Annotated in this window: 13 protein-coding genes and 3 pseudogenes; 6 read left to right on the plus strand and 10 right to left on the minus strand. The window is 60.9% G+C overall.

The window, feature by feature from the left end; genetic code table 11:
- Positions 1 to 21: 21 nt before the first annotated feature.
- The 9 genes and pseudogenes from GR138_RS29490 to GR138_RS29530 all read right to left on the minus strand — a co-directional run.
- Positions 22 to 234 (minus strand): annotated as a pseudogene (locus GR138_RS29490) (alpha/beta fold hydrolase); the annotation flags it as partial.
- A 47-nt stretch (positions 235 to 281) separates the two neighbouring features.
- Positions 282 to 1937 (minus strand): MFS transporter, encoded by a 1656-nt coding sequence (locus tag GR138_RS29495; RefSeq protein WP_160862839.1) that lies wholly within the window; start codon positions 1935 to 1937, stop codon positions 282 to 284.
- On the minus strand, positions 1937 to 2380 hold the full coding sequence (locus tag GR138_RS29500) for a DoxX family protein (RefSeq protein ID WP_276508821.1): 444 nt from the start codon (positions 2378 to 2380) through the stop codon (positions 1937 to 1939). The genes GR138_RS29495 and GR138_RS29500 overlap by 1 nt, the downstream gene beginning before the upstream one ends.
- Positions 2381 to 2406: 26 nt before the next feature.
- Positions 2407 to 4284, minus strand: a complete 1878-nt coding sequence (locus GR138_RS29505) for an amidohydrolase (RefSeq protein ID WP_420853737.1) — start codon at positions 4282 to 4284, stop codon at positions 2407 to 2409.
- 89 nt (positions 4285 to 4373) lie between these two features.
- Entirely contained in the window at positions 4374 to 4637 is a 264-nt protein-coding gene (locus GR138_RS29510) for a XapX domain-containing protein (protein ID WP_160862852.1), read from the minus strand.
- Between the two features lie 91 nt (positions 4638 to 4728).
- Positions 4729 to 5379, minus strand: a complete 651-nt coding sequence (locus GR138_RS29515; protein ID WP_202402917.1) for a hydrolase — start codon at positions 5377 to 5379, stop codon at positions 4729 to 4731.
- Between the two features lie 197 nt (positions 5380 to 5576).
- Positions 5577 to 6494 (minus strand): AraC family transcriptional regulator, encoded by a 918-nt coding sequence (locus GR138_RS29520; protein WP_160862843.1) that lies wholly within the window; start codon positions 6492 to 6494, stop codon positions 5577 to 5579.
- 66 nt (positions 6495 to 6560) lie between these two features.
- A complete protein-coding gene (locus GR138_RS29525; protein WP_160862844.1) occupies positions 6561 to 7448 on the minus strand; it encodes a helix-turn-helix domain-containing protein in 888 nt (295 codons plus the stop codon).
- A 72-nt stretch (positions 7449 to 7520) separates the two neighbouring features.
- A complete protein-coding gene (locus tag GR138_RS29530) occupies positions 7521 to 8417 on the minus strand; it encodes an AraC family transcriptional regulator (RefSeq protein WP_160862845.1) in 897 nt (298 codons plus the stop codon).
- A 256-nt stretch (positions 8418 to 8673) separates the two neighbouring features.
- Between GR138_RS29530 and GR138_RS29535 the strand changes: the two genes are divergently transcribed.
- From GR138_RS29535 to GR138_RS29545, 3 genes are all read left to right on the plus strand, one after another.
- Positions 8674 to 9606 (plus strand): ring-cleaving dioxygenase, encoded by a 933-nt coding sequence (locus GR138_RS29535; RefSeq protein WP_160862846.1) that lies wholly within the window; start codon positions 8674 to 8676, stop codon positions 9604 to 9606.
- 64 nt (positions 9607 to 9670) lie between these two features.
- On the plus strand, positions 9671 to 10279 hold the full coding sequence (locus GR138_RS29540) for an alpha/beta hydrolase (RefSeq protein ID WP_160862847.1): 609 nt from the start codon (positions 9671 to 9673) through the stop codon (positions 10277 to 10279).
- Positions 10280 to 10357: 78 nt separating this feature from the next.
- Positions 10358 to 11311, plus strand: a complete 954-nt coding sequence (locus tag GR138_RS29545) for a pirin family protein (protein ID WP_160862848.1) — start codon at positions 10358 to 10360, stop codon at positions 11309 to 11311.
- 327 nt (positions 11312 to 11638) lie between these two features.
- On the opposite strand, the pseudogene GR138_RS29550 reads toward GR138_RS29545, so the two are convergent.
- Positions 11639 to 11797: pseudogene (locus GR138_RS29550) on the minus strand (IS6 family transposase); the annotation flags it as partial.
- Between the two features lie 801 nt (positions 11798 to 12598).
- Between GR138_RS29550 and GR138_RS31015 the strand changes: the two are divergent.
- The 3 genes and pseudogenes from GR138_RS31015 to GR138_RS30430 form a co-directional block, all read left to right on the plus strand.
- The gene (locus GR138_RS31015; RefSeq protein WP_160862849.1) at positions 12599 to 13039 is read left to right on the plus strand and encodes a LysR family transcriptional regulator; all 441 of its coding nucleotides are present in this window, start codon (positions 12599 to 12601) and stop codon (positions 13037 to 13039) included.
- 5 nt (positions 13040 to 13044) lie between these two features.
- Positions 13045 to 13464: pseudogene (locus GR138_RS31020) on the plus strand (LysR substrate-binding domain-containing protein); the annotation flags it as partial.
- 417 nt (positions 13465 to 13881) lie between these two features.
- A partial coding sequence (locus GR138_RS30430; protein ID WP_210253457.1) for a hypothetical protein occupies positions 13882 to 14068 on the plus strand: 187 nt, incomplete at its 3' end.

Consider the following 14068-nt stretch of genomic DNA (forward strand, 5'->3'; position numbering starts at 1 on the left):
CGCGCCAGTATCGGCAGACGATCAGCCTTTGATGAAAGCCAGCACGTCGGCGTTGAATTTGTCGGCCTGGATTTCCGCCAGTCCGTGCGCGCCGCCCTTGTAGACGAGCAGCTTGGCGTCCTTGACGATTTTCGCGGTTTTTTCACCCGCGGCGGCAATGGGCACGATCTGGTCGTCGTCGCCGTGGATGACGAGCGTCGGGCGGTCGATCGCCTTCAGGTCCTCGGTGTAGTCTCAATCCTTGTAGAAAATCCGGGTTCCATCCTTCGTCGTGATGGTGCTCATCGGGCTTCTCCTTGTTGGATTGAACTCTGGACGGTCTCGCCGGGGTGCCGGTCGGCCGGTGCATTTGCAACCGCGAGCAGATGGCGGACTTTTGGCGGCTCGTCGCTCTTATGGTACCTGCGCACCTCCTGTTGGAGGTCGGCATCGGCCCTGGAGATGCGGCGGTGCTGGCGCAGATGTTCGGCCCAGGATTCCACAAAAAACCATTCGAGGAAGATCGTCGGATCCGCCGCGTCCTCCGTCACCCCCCAGCCATAGGCGCCATCGCGCCGCCGTTCTGAGGAGAAGCTGTGAAGTGCCGCAAGGAACGGCGCCCGGTCGGCGGCGTCGACCCGGTATTCGATGGTGATCAGCACGGGGCCGCGGTCGTTGTCGACCGTGCTTGCGGTCAGTGGCTCGGGCCAATGGTTGGAGGGCACCAGATCGGCTTCGCCTTTCGGCAGCTTCAGGCGGTGGAAGACGAGGCCGACAACCGTGAGCCCGGCGGCGGCGACCAGCAGCGTGGCGGAAATGCCGAGCGCTTCGGCAATCGTGCCCCAAGTGAGGCTGCCGGCGGTCATCGCGCCATTGAACACGGTGAGGTAGATGGCGAGCGAGCGGCCGCGCACCCAGTTGGGCAGCACGGATTGTGCCGTGCCGTTGAGCGTGGTGAGGGCGGTGATCCAGCCGGCACCGAGCACGAGCAACAGGAGGATCGCCACCCATTGCGGCGGGGCAAGCGACAAGCCGGCCATGACGGCGGCGGCGGCGATGGCGGCCAGCAGCAGCAGCCCATCGACGTCGAAACGGGCGCGCAGGATGGGCATCAGGAAAGCGCCGCCGATGGCGCCGACCCCGACCGCGCCGAGCAGCACGCCGTAAAATCCGGCCGTGCCGCCGAGCAGGTTGCGCGCAACGAGCGGCAGCAGTGCCCAAACCGCACTGGAGAAGGCGAAGAACACTGCAGCGCGCACCAGCACGACATGCAGCTCGCGGCTGGACTTGGCATAACGCAGGCCCGCGCGGAAAGCGCCGAAGAAACGCTCCGACAGCGCGTCCTCGCTATTGGCCGGGCGCCGCCACCAGAGCAGGGCGGAGATGACGAAGACATAGCTGATGACGTCGACGCCGTAGGTGACGGCCGCGCCGAAGGTGGCAAGCAATACGCCGCCGAGCGCGGGGCCAATGGAGCGCGAAATGTTGATGCCGAGCGAGTTCAGCGCTATGGCGCCCTTGACGTCGGCTTTCGTCACCAGTTCCGGCACGATGGCCTGCCAGGTCGGCGCCATCAGTGCGGCACCGATGCCGCCGATGAAGGTGAAGGCGACGAGCGAGGTGATGGATTGCAGTCCTGTCGCCGACAACGTCAACAGCGAGATGCTCGCCGTGGCGAGGATGAGCTGGATGACGATCAGGAACTTGCGCCGATCGAGAATGTCGGAGAGCACGCCGGCCGGGATTGCCAGCAGAAAGATCGGGAAGGTGGATGCGGCCTGGATGAGCGCGACGGCCGCCGGGGCGGCGGAGAGGTCCGTCACCAGCCAGGAGCTTGCGACATCGCGAACGAAGGTGCCGATATTGCCGACGATCGTCGCCACCCAGAGCACGGCGAAGACCTTCTGGCGCAAGGGCGCGAAAGCGCCAGCAGTGGCGTTGGCGGTACTGTCAGCCATCAGGTCCAGTCCTCCCGCGGCGCCGTCTTCCAGCGGTGCAGATCATACCACGCGACGAGCAGGAAGGCGCCGGCGAGGCCCAGATGCTCAAAAAACGCGTTGGTCGCCATCATGCGCGGCATGCCCGACGGCATTTCCCAGAAGCGCAGCGCGATGAAGGTTGCCGCCAGCGTGAAGGCCGAGAGCGCCAAGGCACCGATCCAGCGGCAGAAGCCTGACAGCACCATGGCCGAGCAGACAAGCTCGAAGAAGATGACACCGGCGGCAAAGGGGGCGGCGGGGGTGAGGCCGAAATGCTCCATCTCGGCGATCGCCCCACCGAAATCGAAGAGCTTCATCACGCTGCCCTGGATATAGGCGGCACAGAGGCCGAGAAGTGCGAGAAGCCGCACTGGATGGCTGATGATGAAGGGCGCGCAGACTTTTGCCGCGCGCTGTTCCATGGTTTGAAGCATGATCGAATGTCTCCTCACACTGCCCAGCAGGCACAGCCGAGTGCCCCAAAAAAGCCCTTCAGGTCGCCGATCGGCAGTTTCGACGTCCAGGCGGCGGCGTGGTCATGGCCGTGCACGCCGCACGAACTGGCGCAGCCGCAGGTCGATATCGCGGTGCGGCGGAGCGAGCGTTTGCCCGCACCCTCCGGCTCGCCCCAGGCGGCATAACCACCGAAGGTTCTGACCGGTGACCAGTCGGGCATGGCCGGCGGCACGGGGTTTTCGTTCAGCTCGGAAAAATCGCCCGCGCCATAGACGATGCTGCCGCCGACCATGGTGAGTTCCGAGGAGAGGAAGGAGATTTCGTCCTCCGTGCAGGCGAAAAAATCCTTGTCGGGGATGATGAGGTCGGCGAACTGACCCTTTTCTATGCGGCCCTTCTTGCCCTCCTCGTTGGAGAACCAGGTGACGTTCTCCGTCCACATGCGAAGGGCGGTCTCGCGGTCGAGGCAATTGCGGCGCGGATAGAGCGCTGTGCCGCCCACGGTCTTGCCCGTCACCATCCAGGACAGCGAGACCCAGGGATTGTAGGAGGCGACGCGGGTCGCATCCGTGCCGGCGGAGGTCTTGATACCCTTTTCCAGCATGCGGGCGACGGGAGGCGTCGCTTCGGCCGCAGCGTTGCCGTAGCGTTCGACAAAATACTCGCCCTGATAGGCCATGCGGTGCTGCACGGCGATGCCGCCGCCAAGCGCCGCCACCCGGTCGATCGAGCGTTCGGAAATGGTTTCAGCGTGATCGAAGAACCAGTTGAGACCTTGCAGCGGAATATCCCGGTTGACCTTCTCGAAGACGTCGAGTGCGCGCGAGATTGTCTCGTCATAGGTGGCGTGCAGGCGCCAGGGCCAGCGGTTTTCCGCAAGAATGCGCACGACCGCTTCGAGATCGCCCTCCATTTCCGGCGGCATGTCCGGCCGCGGCTCGCGGAAGTCCTCGAAGTCGGCGGCGGAGAAGACGAGCATCTCGCCCGCTCCGTTGTGGCGGAAATAGTCGTTGCCCTGCTTGTATTTGACCGACTTCGTCCAGTTGAGGAAGTCTTCCTTCTCTTCCTTCGGCTTCTGGGTGAAGAGATTGTAGGCGAGCCGCACCGTCATCTGGTTTTCGTCGGCAAGTTTCTGGATGACGGCATAGTCATCCGGATAGTTCTGGAAGCCGCCGCCCGCATCGATGACGGAGGTGACGCCGAGCCGGTTCAGTTCGCGCATGAAATGGCGGGTTGAGTTGACCTGGTAGTCGAAGGGCAGTTTCGGCCCCTTGGCGAGCGTCGAATAGAGGATGCCGGCGTTGGGTTTTGCCAGCAGCAGGCCGGTGGGGTTGCCGCTGGCGTCGCGGGTGATCTCGCCGCCGGGCGGGTTGGGCGTGTCCTTGCCGTAGCCGACGGCGCGCAGGGCCGCGCCGTTGAGCAGCGCGCGATCATAGAGATGCAGCAGGAAGACCGGGGTGTCGGGCGCGACCGCGTTGATCTCCTCGATCGTCGGCAGGCGTTTTTCGGCAAACTGGTGTTCGGTAAACCCGCCGACGACACGCACCCATTGCGGCGGCGGCGTGATGGCCACCTGTCGCTTCAGCATGTCCATGGCGTCGGCCAGCGAGCGCACGCCATCCCAGCGCAGTTCCATGTTGAAGTTGAGGCCGCCGCGCACGACGTGGGTATGATTGTCGCAAAGGCCGGGCAACACGCTGCGGCCCTTGAGATCGATCACGCGGGTCTCCGGGCCGGCGAGCGCCATCACCTCCCGTCCGTCGCCAACGGCGAGGAATTTTCCTTCGGCGATCGCAACGGCGGTCGCCTGGGGCTTGCTGCGATCGAGGGTGGTGAAACGGCCGTTGTGGAGAATGAGGTCGGGGGTCATCGAACGGGACTCCTGTTGGGCCTGCGCGGCGGCGCTGCCCAGCGTCAGGACGGCAGCGGTCGCGCTGAGGAAGTTGCGGCGGGTCGGCATCACACATGTGTCCTGTCGGTGGGTTGGCCGCCCTTCGGCATCTCGCCGAAAACATGCGGCTTGACGTGATGGTGCAGCCAGGACTGGCTGGTGGGTTCCCGGTTCCAGAGCGTTTTGGCAAGCGGCACGATCTGCTCCCCGACGAGAATGCCGAGAAGGCCGATCAGCGCGACGACCGGCGGGGCCGGCGAGCGCACGTTGATGAGGCTGTAGATGACACCCACGAGCAAGCCGGCACCGAGCGAGAGCAGATAGATTTTCATCATGGCGTCCTTCTCCACCTGGATCGAACGCCCATCCGCAGGGCGGCCTGCGCATGGGCGGAGCGGGCAATGAGAGCGGGAGGGGCCGAACTCAGTGCCCCTCTGAGGCCCCGAACATGGTCTTGGCGTAGATGATACCAAGACCATAGGCGCCGCCGAACTTTTTCGCGATGCCGGTGGTCATCTCGTAGGTTTCGGTCCGCGCCCAGTCGCGCTGGAGTTCCAGCAGGTATTGCAGCGAGGTCATCGGCTTGACGCCGGCCTGCACCATGCGGTCCATGGCCCGATCATGTGCCTCGGTGGAGATGTCGCCGCAGGCGTCGGCGATGACATAGACCTCAAAGCCCTGGTCGAGCGCCGAGAGCGACGGCCCGACGATACAGACGGAGGTCCACAGGCCGCACATGACGAGGCGCTTCTTGCCGATGCGGTTGATCTCCTTGATGACGGAAGCGTCTTCCCAGGTGTTCATGGAGGTGCGGTCGAGAAGCGCCTGGCCGGGGAAGGCTTCGGTGATCTCGGTGAACATCGGGCCGGAAAAGGTCTTTTCGGCCACCGTGGTCAGAATGGTCGAGACGCCAAAACCGGCGGCCGCATGCGCGACGAGCGCTGCATTGTTGCGCAGGTTCACGGCGTCGATCGATTTCGTCGCAAAGGACATCTGCGACTGGAAATCGATCATGATCAGCGTGTGATCCTTGGGGGAAATCAGAAGGCTGCCGGGGGTGGGCGTCGCGTTCAGGGTCATGAGGTCCTCCGTTTGGATGCCGGTTTCAGGTGTTCTCCGAACCGGACTATGCCCCTGCGCTCCGCGCCGTTCTTGTCGCCTATGTTTGTCTTTTGAACATTTTTACAGGTTTCTGGGTCGAATGCTGTCTTATTCCAGTGCGCCCGGACGGCGCGGTTCTGCGCTAGCAAACGGCAGCATCCCGCTTCGGCTCACGCCTTGCGGCCGCGACGCCACGTCCCCGGCGCGGTGCCGGCGATGCGTGAGAAAATTCGCGAAAAATGGCTTTGGTCGGCAAAGCCGCAGGCGGCTGCGATCTCGCTGAGCGACAAGGAGGAGAAGGCGAGCAGATTGCGCGCCTTCTCGACACGCTCCTGCAGGAGGAACTGGTATGGTGTCTTGCCCATCGTCTTGCGAAAGGCACGCAGGAACGCGCCTTCGGAAAGGTTGCAGGCGCGCGCCAGATCCGCGATCGAGATATCGCCGTGAAGCCGCTCGCGGATGATGTCCTGCACCGCGGCCATGCCACGCGGCGAAAGGCGTCGGCCCTTCACCCGCTCCGTCACAGTCTCGCGTGCGGCATTGCCGTAGCGGTGGGCAACATGGATGCCGATCGCCAGAGACAATTGGTCGACGAAGAGGGCGCTGCGCTCAAGCTGATCGCTGGTCGAGGCGAAGAGTGCACCCATCAGCCCGCCGAGCACCGGATCGGCGCCCTCGCCGAAGGCCTGCAATTCGCTGACGCCCGCGAGATCCGCGCTATAGGCCAGGCGCTCGATCGCACAGGGGCCGATTTCCAGGAGAGCGAAATCGAACGAACCGGCAAGTTCCGCCCGGTAAGCGTCCTGGAAGGAGCGTAGATAGACGGCGTTCTCCGCAAATTCGTGCACGCTGGAATGATGCGCGTGAAAAATCCGCCGACGATGGCCGCCGCTGAGCGACAGGCCGAGCAGGAAGCCGCGGCTGGTGGCAGGCGTATAGACCGGTTCTGGCGGCGCCGAGGCCGCCTTCTTGCGATAGAGCGTCATGCCGTTCGCATCGACGCGCCGGTCGTCGTCGAGCTGTGAAAGGCTGCATCCCAAACTATCGCGGGGAAAAGAGACAGCCGAAACGGAAGGGGCATTGCCCATGCCTTTTTCCTCCGAAGTTGGCTTCAACCAGAAACAAGCTACCCAATCTTGTCCTGTGGCGACACCCTAAATTTTTGAGGAACGGCGTTCGCGGCGAAAGCGGGCGGGCGTCTCGCCGGTCAGGGCGGCAAAGACCTTGGTGAGATGGCTCTGGTCGGCGAAGCCGCAGCCGATGGCGATTTCGGCAATCGGCAGGTCGCCCGACAACAATTCCTTTGCGCAAGCGACGCGGTACTCGTTCAGCCAGCGGGCCGGCGTTTGCCCGAAACTCGCCTTGAAGGCCGAGATGAAATAACTGCGCGAGAGGTCACAGCATTCCGCCAGTTCGGCGATGGAGACCCCGCCATCCAGGCGCGCGGCAAGCAGTTCCAGCGCGCGTTTTTCCTGCCAGGGCGCCAGCGTGCCTTTGCGATCGGCCGGGAAGTAGACCCCGCCATAGGTCTGTGTGAGATGGGTGAGGATGGCGAGGCCGACCTGTTCGAGGAACAGGCGGCTTGCCTGCTGTGGCTGCTCCAGCGCAGGCAGCAAGGCTTGCGCGAGCCCCAGCATCACCGCGTCCAGCGTGCCGGGCCGGCATGTGAAGCCCGCCAGTTCCGGCCGGCTCAGTTCGGCGGAGAAGGCGCGCACGTGCTGGAAGGGAATCTTGAAACGGACATTGTCGAAGGGCGAGAGATGGTGGCAACGCCATTCCTCGCGCAGATCGGTGATGGCCAGCGCGCTCTTGGGATGGCCACCTTCGAAGACCAGCGATTCCCCCCGCCACAGCCGGTGCAGGCGGAAGTCGCGGAGCTGGGTTATGATATGGAATGCGTCTTCGGGCGCGTTCGGTGGATCGGGCGCGAGATCGTCCCGGTCGGAACTCAGCCGTGTTATGGTAAGTGGCGACGCACGCAGCTCCCACCGGCGCATGGCGGCAGCCATATCGACCGTTTCCGGAACTGGATCATCACTCATCGTGTCCTCCCCGCATCGGCCGTTGGAGAAAGCCAGAGTGCAAGATTTTCTTGCCGAAGCAAACCACTTCCATCAATTGACGCGCTTGCGAGACCAGGCCGCTGGTGTCATGCCGGTTTCTCCGGCGAATACCTGGTTGAACTGCTCAAGGTCGCTGAAACCGCATTGACGGGCAATGTCCTCAATGGACAGGGTATGTTCCTCCATGAGTTCCTTCGCGCGTTCAACGCGTATCCGCATCAGCCATTGAATGGGTGCCAGTCCCGTCGCGCGCTTGAAGTCCGCCAGGAACTTCTCTTCGGCAAGGCCGGCGCCCGTGGCGATAGGGTAGAGCGGCGACGCGTCGCTGCCGGCCACCTGTTGCGCCGCCGTCGAACCGGAGGACGGCCTGTCACCAGCGGGATCGCTTTCCGGCGTTTCGCCATATTGATGCAGCAGATGGGCGCAGATGGCGACGGCCATGTGCCTGAGCAACGCCGGTGGCGAGGCCGTTCGGCCGCCGGTCAACAGCGCGAGCAGGGCCGTGCCCAGGTTTGCAAGCACATCGTCCGGCTTGCCTCGCCGACAGGCCAGCCGGCGCATTTCCGTGTTCGGCGACAGCGAGGCGGCCTCTTCGAAAAGCGTCTTGGGCAGAACGAAAGTCAGCGAATTCAGCCGGCTGTGCAGGCGAATGGCTGCGCCTTCGTCGAGGTCGACGAGGCAGATCGATCCCTGCTCGTAATGGCGGACCGGGGTGCACGTTCCGTCCGCCCGGATATCGGCGTGGCCCGCATCCTCCAGATAAAGCATGAGAAAATAGGCATCGCAGGCGGGAAGCCGGACGTCGTTTGCCTCTTCCTCGGCCAGATCCTTGCAGATGCTGGTAACGGAAAAAGTTGCAGCCTTGATCGGGACAGTGGTCAGGCTGGGGGCTTCGGGTGTTCCGAAGCAGAGGCCTACACAACTCAGTTCATGTCCAGGAAATGACAACGGCAATCTCTCAATCACTCTACCAGGCCGACATGGCCGAAAGAGAAACCGGATTCAGTTCTTCGACTTTAGTCCAGTCCACCGACGTATGCAACGCTGCGTCGGCGTGCTTGTCGGGGAACGCACGGGCGGGCAGGCTTCAGCCATAAGAATTGCGATTATAGCAATAATATATGCATTATTATGTCTATTTTTATGAGGCCACATTGGCTTTATCTCTTGCTCAACGAAGACACCCGAGAGCGAGGATCAAACCATGCTTACCCAGATCAAAGGCCTGCACCACGTCACGTCCATGGCGGCTGACGCCCAGGAAAACAACGACTTCTTCACCAAGACGCTCGGGCTGCGCCGCGTGAAGAAAACGGTCAATTTCGACGCGCCCGACGTCTACCATCTCTATTACGGTGACGAGACCGGCTCGGCCGGCACCGTCATGACTTATTTCCCCTTCCCACACATCGCCAAGGGCAACCGCGGTGCCGGGGAGGTTGCCGAAACCGTCTTTTCCGTACCGAGAGGCTCACTCGGCTACTGGAAGGAGCGTTTTGCCGGAAAGGGCCTGACCGGCCTTGCGGAAGATGAGGCCTTCGGTGAAAAACGCCTGCGTTTCCTCGGCCCGGATGGCGACGGTTTCGCCCTGACCGAGGTCGATGGCGATGCGCGTCTGCCGTTTTCCAACGGTGGCGTACCGATGAGCGAGGGCGTGCACGGCTTTCATGGCGTGACCATGCGGCTGCGCGACGGTGGTGCCACGAGTGAACTCTTGACGTTCATGGGCTACGAGGCGGTCGATCGCCGCGGCGACCTGACCCGCTATGCCATCAAGGGCGGCAACGGCGCCGATTTCGTCGATCTCGAAGTGCTGCCCGGCAGCCCGGCGGCCCGGCAGGGCGCCGGCTCCGTCCATCACGTCGCCTTCGCGGTGGAAAACCGGGCGGCCCAGGCGGAAGTGCGCAAAGCCTTGATAGACACCGGTTACGGTGTCACCCCGGTCATCGACCGCGATTACTTCTGGGCCATCTACTTCCGGACCCCCGGTGGGGTGCTTTTCGAGATTGCGACGAACGAACCGGGCTTCAACCGCGACGAGGATACCGCCCATCTCGGTGAGGCGCTGAAGCTGCCCGGCCAGCACGCCCATCTGCGCGACCGGATCGAAGAGATCCTGCCGCCCATCGTGGACTGACGATCAAGGTGGCTGCCGGCATCGGCCGGCGGCTGCCGATGATGTTTCTAGATTGGAGATTCAGATGTACCGCGACGCCTATTCGCATTTTGCAAGAGCCCCGGCAGCGGGCTCTCCGCTGGTCTTTGCCTTCCATGGAACGGGTGGTGACGAACACCAGTTCACCGGCCTGATCGGCCAGATCCTGCCGGATGCCGGCATCGTCTCGCCGCGCGGCGACGTGTCGGAATACGGCGCCAACCGCTTCTTCCGCCGCAAGGCCGAAGGGGTTTACGACATGACCGACCTTGCCGCCCGCAGCCGCAAGATGGCTGAATTTATCGGGTCCCACCGGGATGCCAATCCCGGCGCTCCGGCTTATGGTCTGGGTTACTCCAATGGTGCCAACATCCTTGCCTCGGTGTTGTTCGAGGCGCCCGGCCTCATCGACCGGGCGGTGCTGATGCATCCGCTGATCCCCTGGACGCCAGAACCAAACCCGGCGCTTGGCGGCCGGAAAATCCTGATCACCGCGGGCCGGCGCGATCCGATCTGCCCGCTTCCCCTGACGGAGGCGCTTGTCGCCTATCTGGAAAGCCAGGGCGCCGACGTGCACCTTGTGCTGCATGACGGCGGCCATGAGGTGCGCCAGGAGGAGATCGACGCCGTCGCGGCCTTCATGACGGCCCGCTGAGTTTTATCGGCCGGTTTCCTATTGCGGAATCGGCCGCAACCGCATCATCTGAAACCAGCCAATCGAAGGAGGAACACCATGAGTTGGATGCCCGGCATCGAACCGCAATGTCCCGAGGCAGGCACGATTGCCGATATCGAGATGCTCATCGTCCCACGAGCGCGCGATCTCGGCGGCTTCGAGGTGCGGCGTGCCCTTCCGGCGCCCGAACGCCAGATGGTCGGGCCTTTCATCTTTTTCGACCAGATGGGCCCGGCCGAATTCATCAACGAGGGCGGCATCGATGTGCGCCCGCATCCCCATATCGGGCTGGCCACGGTGACTTATCTCTACCAGGGCGAGTTCCAGCATCGCGACAGCCTCGGTACCAACCAGATGATCTATCCCGGTGAGGTGAACTGGATGGTCGCGGGTAATGGCGTCACCCACTCGGAACGCACCAGCCCCGAGACGCGCGCCAAGCGTCATTCGCTGTTCGGCATCCAGACCTGGGTCGCGCTGCCGGAAGACGATGAAGACATGCCGGCAAGCTTCGAGCACCAGGGAGCGGAGGCTTTGCCGCTGCTCAGCGGCGAGGGCAAGGAGGTGCGCCTCATCCTCGGAAATGCCTGGGGCGAGCGTGCTCCGGTCAAGACCTTTTCCGAGATGTTTTATGCCGACGCCGTTCTTCAGGCCGGGGCGAAGCTTCCCTTGCCCGACAACCACGAAGATCGTGGGCTCTATGTCACACAGGGCTCCGTGCTTGTCGCCGGTGAGACGTTCGCCGCAGGGCAGATGATGGTCTTCCGCCCTGGCGATCCCATCACCGTCACCGCCGGCCCGGCAGGCGCACGGCTGATGCTGTTCGGCGGCGAGACGCTGAACGGGCCACGCTACATCGCCTGGAACTTCGTCGCCTCCTCGAAAGAAAAGCTGGAAGCCGCACAGGAAGCCTGGATCAAAGGCGATTTCGAACACGGCCGCTTCCGCCTGCCACCCGACGACGCTGCGGAGTTCATTCCCTTCCCCGATGCGGGAAAATCAGGTCACTGAGCCGAACCGACTGGGCCAGCGTCTCTCGTCGCTGGCCCAGTCGGTTCGCCAGGGCGAACGTGATATCACCGGTCGTGCGGGTGAGCCGCTTCGCCGTTCTTTTGCACAACAACGACCGCCACAGCGGCCATCATGGACCCTTTCATCGGTGTGCTGCAGGTCCTGCCACATCGTGCATGACGTGCAACCACTTTCGATCGCGCAACGGATTCACCGATCGGTTTTGCTTTCAAGCCGGTATCATCTCCCAGCCTTGGTTCCGCGACCCGTCGCTGTCGTGGCAGAAAGGCACCGCGGAGAACACGAGTGGCCGGGCCAGGACATCGCCCGCCGGATCGTTTCGTAGGAGACAATAATGCCGCGTTCCAGAGGCACTTCCTCCACCAGACGCAGGCTCAGCGGGAACCGGAAATACAGCCACACTGCGTGGGCGATGACCTGGGGTGGAAAACGGTGGTTCTTATAGCTTACGGTCGGCGGGGTCATCGTGACGGCTTACAAAAACCGTTAAATCACCGACAATGTGACATCACCGGTTGGGAATCCTACCGCGCCGCGCGGTCGTCGAGCGGACCTCCGCATAGGATTGGCAGATATCGCAGAATGGCCAAGGATTTTACGAAATTTGCTTAGCAGAAGTGTGCATAATCATTGCCGATATCCGCATGCTCATCAAACATCTCGCGAAATATGGACATCGTTGAACGCTTCTACGTCCAATTTGATTTCGTGCCAAAACCACTATATTGGAACAAGTTTCGCGCAATGCTGGAAAAATATGGCGACACAACTGTATAAGAAATCGATGAGTCCGTCAAGAATTCCTAGAGAGTTCAATGCCAAAGTTCAAATGCGGCAGGATCGCGGCCTTATCTATGTCTGATACTTGAGAATTAATCATACGGCTGACTTTTTCTATATTTTCTCATCGAGCTCGAGTCATTTATACGAATGGGAAGGGCAATGTATCAAAGTGCCTTGCGGCACACTCAAAGGTTTGCGCTCGAGGAGGCGCTGAACAGGAGCGAAAGCTGATGTGTTTGGGAACAATTCCAAGGCGAACGTGCTCGTTTAGCGCTTCAATTTGACGGAAATCCGAAGAAAAAGCATCGGCAACCCAATCTTGTGAGCTTATCGTGTGTAGGGAGATTCAGCGGGAAAGTGCGTGCCATTCAGCAACCGTGAAGAGATCACGAGACAATCTCATTCAAACTCCGTATTGTGATCCGGTACGCAAACTCTGAACGCCACCGGTCATCCTTGTAGGCCTCCAACGAGCAGCGCACCATGCATTACAACATTCGGTACCTGCAGACGTTCGAATGCGTCTATCGGTACAACTCCATATCGCTAGCAGCGAAGGAGCTCCGAATAACTCCTAGTGCCATCAGTCACCAATTGAAGGGACTACGCAACCAGATTGGAGAAGATCTGGTCCAAAAGAGCGGGCGGACCACAACGTTCACAGAGGCCGGCGAAAAACTCGGGCAACGCCTACAAACGGCATTTTCCGAGATCGACGCATCCGTAAAAAACGTCATTGGAGGCGGAGATAGGCCCCTTCGGGTTATGGCGGGCAGCTCCTTCGCACAAGGTTGGCTTTTTAAAAGGCTTCAAGCTGTACCTCATCCTAAGTGGTTCCACGGGCTTCAGATTAAGATGTTTACCGATCCCAGCCCGGTTATAACGGACACTGTTGCGGACATTTTTTTTCAACGACTCCACTAAAGTCAGGTTACTGGTCGGCGAAGCTGTTTGATGAATCTCTCATTTCCGTCGTTCGTAATGATTTCCCGACGAATGAAGAAGAGCAGAGACCGGTAACGCTGATCACACACGAGATCGGAGAGAATAGCTTCGCAGATGATTGGCGGGTATACCTCTCGTTGGGTCGCGACGCGGACGCCAATCTGGTGAATTCGGCGGTTATTCTCGGCGCAAGCCACTACATTCTCGGATTGGAAATGGCATTATCAGGCATCGGTGTCGCCCTCATACCCACCTTCCTGGCAGAGGGCGCCTTGACTGAAGGACGTTTGAGAACGTGGCGAGGTCATCAAGTGCCAACTGGCTTATCCTACTATATTCACATCAAGTATGCGGGGCGAAAAGAGCCAGACATAGAGGCGTTCTATTGCTTGGTTCGAGAATGAATCAATGCATTTCAGAAACATCATGAGAATCGTGCGTATAAATTCCAGATTTAGCGAGATTTAGTGAGAGTATTCATGCATTTTTGCTGCGGTGAGTAGCGCCGAATTTGCAAGAAGTGCTTTCGTTCAAGTTATACGGTCACAGTTGGTTCGTTCAGCCACGCGTAGTTTTGCTCTTCGGCTTCGGCGTTTCGCCAACATCCCAATCATCCGAAGGCTCTCCAAGCAACTGGAAGCACTAAGGCTTCAGTGTCACTCGCTGTACTGATAGGGCATTCAATGCGCGCATCATCAGAACCGGATTGGAGCGTGTCACACCGCTCAACTGTATGAAAATTTATCAATAACAGTGCAGCTGCCGCTGTTGATAAATTGTCAGAACCAAAGCTTCGCCGATATTCGCAACGGGAGAGATGAATGACGCGTGTCAACAACGAAAGGTATTGTCCATCAGTTGAAAAAAAACCTTTCCGAAAAATTCATGACAATCAACGCCGCGACAATTGTGCAAATTGCACGCATTCAGGTGCGATATCCCGCAATCAAACGGATAATGTCAACGGCGGAGTAAAAACCGGCCACGGGGCGGAGCAAAAGTCGGCCA

The organism is Shinella kummerowiae, assembly GCF_009827055.1.
GTDB classification, from domain to species: Bacteria; Pseudomonadota; Alphaproteobacteria; order Rhizobiales; family Rhizobiaceae; genus Shinella; species Shinella kummerowiae.

Excerpts from the sequence above, each read along its gene's own strand:
- GR138_RS31015 (WP_160862849.1), top strand. The coding sequence starts at position 12,599 with ATGCATTACAACATTCGGTACCTGCAGACGTTCGAATGCGTCTATCGG.
- GR138_RS29540 (WP_160862847.1), top strand. The coding sequence starts at position 9,671 with ATGTACCGCGACGCCTATTCGCATTTTGCAAGAGCCCCGGCAGCGGGC.
- GR138_RS29510 (WP_160862852.1), bottom strand. The coding sequence starts at position 4,637 with ATGAAAATCTATCTGCTCTCGCTCGGTGCCGGCTTGCTCGTGGGTGTC.
- GR138_RS29500 (WP_276508821.1), bottom strand. The coding sequence starts at position 2,380 with ATGGAACAGCGCGCGGCAAAAGTCTGCGCGCCCTTCATCATCAGCCAT.
- GR138_RS29535 (WP_160862846.1), top strand. The coding sequence starts at position 8,674 with ATGCTTACCCAGATCAAAGGCCTGCACCACGTCACGTCCATGGCGGCT.
- GR138_RS29520 (WP_160862843.1), bottom strand. The coding sequence starts at position 6,494 with ATGGGCAATGCCCCTTCCGTTTCGGCTGTCTCTTTTCCCCGCGATAGT.
- GR138_RS29495 (WP_160862839.1), bottom strand. The coding sequence starts at position 1,937 with ATGGCTGACAGTACCGCCAACGCCACTGCTGGCGCTTTCGCGCCCTTG.
- GR138_RS29505 (WP_420853737.1), bottom strand. The coding sequence starts at position 4,284 with ATGACCCCCGACCTCATTCTCCACAACGGCCGTTTCACCACCCTCGAT.
- GR138_RS29525 (WP_160862844.1), bottom strand. The coding sequence starts at position 7,448 with ATGAGTGATGATCCAGTTCCGGAAACGGTCGATATGGCTGCCGCCATG.
- GR138_RS29545 (WP_160862848.1), top strand. The coding sequence starts at position 10,358 with ATGAGTTGGATGCCCGGCATCGAACCGCAATGTCCCGAGGCAGGCACG.